The 1,789-nt window shown below is 42.3% G+C and carries 1 protein-coding gene; it reads right to left on the reverse strand.

The genetic code is table 11. From position 1 onward, the window contains the following. Nucleotides 1–87: 87 nt before the first annotated feature. Nucleotides 88–1,789 (reverse strand): ATP-binding protein (locus LEP1GSC192_RS03365; protein WP_157186884.1); only part of this gene is annotated, 1,702 nt, incomplete at its 5' end.

A 1,789-nucleotide genomic window follows, 5' to 3' on the forward strand; every position in this document is an offset into this window, starting at 1 on the left:
AAGTGGCTTCCGGAGCGGATGATCTGACTTCTTATTCCAGTGAGATGCATGGGCAATCCGAAGGGCTTTTGAAATCCGTCGATAAGTTTAAACTTTAACTTCTACAAAAGGAAGCAGGATCCGAAACATCGTAAATCCGGGCCTTGTTTCTACTTCGATTTTCCCTTTGTGTTTTTCCACGATCTTCTTTACGATGTCCAAACCCAGGCCGCTTCCTTCTCCGGGAAGTTTGGTTGTAAAGAACGGTTGGAAAATTTTATCTAAAATATTCTCAGGGATTCCAGGACCGTTGTCCGTGATCTCTACGTTGATAAAGTCAGCTTTACGATAGACTTTTATCCTGATTTCTCCCCTAAACTCCATTGCTTGGAGAGAATTGTAGATGAGATTTGTCCAAACATGGATCAAATCGTCCGGATAACATAAGATTTTCGGAATATTCTCGTATTCCTTGGAGACTTGGATGCCTTTTTTGAGTTGGTTCTGGTATATTGTGAGAACTGTCTCAATATTTTCCGTAATGGAGGCCGGGATCTTTTCCGATATGGTGTCAAAATGTGAGAAATTTTTTAAAGCGTAAAGGATCTTGGAGACTCTGTCTACGGCGATCTGTATCGTATTCGTATTCGAGAAAAAGAACGCTTCTAACGTGGAGTATTCCAAAAGTACGTTCGCTCTTTCACGGACCAGGAATGGAAGGGCGGTCTTGGGTAATTCCCTGAAACCCATATCAGTCAGAGCATCTGCGATCGCATAAGGATTGGGAATATTCAGTTCTTGTAATTGAGATACTATATTCTTCTTGGCCGTTCTTTCTTCCATCCCTGCCAATTGGTCTTTCGGTTGTCTGACCAGACTTAAGAATTGGCGAAAGGATTCAACCTGTTCGGTAGTCATTCCCGTTAATACGTTCTGAACATCCGGTAAAATCGACTGAAAACGGATTAGACATTCCTGAAGGTTTTGGTTGGAAGCTTGGACTGCACCGATCGGATTATTGATCTCGTGGGCCACACCCGCGATCAACTGTCCGAGTGCCGCCATTTTTTCGGATTGTATAAGCTGAGCCTGAGCTTTTTTAAGGTTTTCTAATGTTTCCTGTAGTTCGTTTTTTTGCATCTCGATCAGCCTGTTCCTGACAGAGATCTCGTCATTGATCACTTTTAATTCTTCCACTTCTTGGATTGCGGAGGTATCCAAAAGGCTGATTGCAGCTACATAGGATTCTCTTTCTGTATAAAAATGAACGCTTCCTATCGCGGAAAAAATCCGACCATTCCAGCGTATCGCTCTCAATTCCAAGTTTTCGGAGCTTTCAAAAGAGCGTATCCTTGCATGTAGTGTTGCCCATGAATCCGGAGTGAATAATGATACGGGAGAGATCGAGTGCAGATCGTTCTGTTTAAAACCGAATATTCTTAAGAAGGCCGGGTTTGTGTCTAAAATTCCTTCCGTTCTCGGGTCAATGAAAATGATGGCTTCGTTGGCAAATCTATAGAATGTTTGAAATCTTGCTTCGCTAGCTTTTAATTTTTCCTCCGACTTTTTCCTGTCCGTGATATCCGCAATGATCCCTGCCATTCGTCCCGGGACTTTTTTGGAGTTCCGATAGACTTGCCCTTTGACTTCCAGCCAATGGATGGTCCCATCCGGATGGAAAAATCTATATTCTAAATTGATTACATTCTCTTTTCCTGAAAAACTATTTCGTATCGATTTTCGAATCAGGGTTTTGTCGTCCGGATGTACTAGACTCATGAATACGGAGCTATCTTTTTCGAAATCATGA

Source organism: Leptospira sp. B5-022, assembly GCF_000347035.1.
GTDB classification, from domain to species: Bacteria; Spirochaetota; Leptospiria; order Leptospirales; family Leptospiraceae; genus Leptospira_B; species Leptospira_B cinconiae.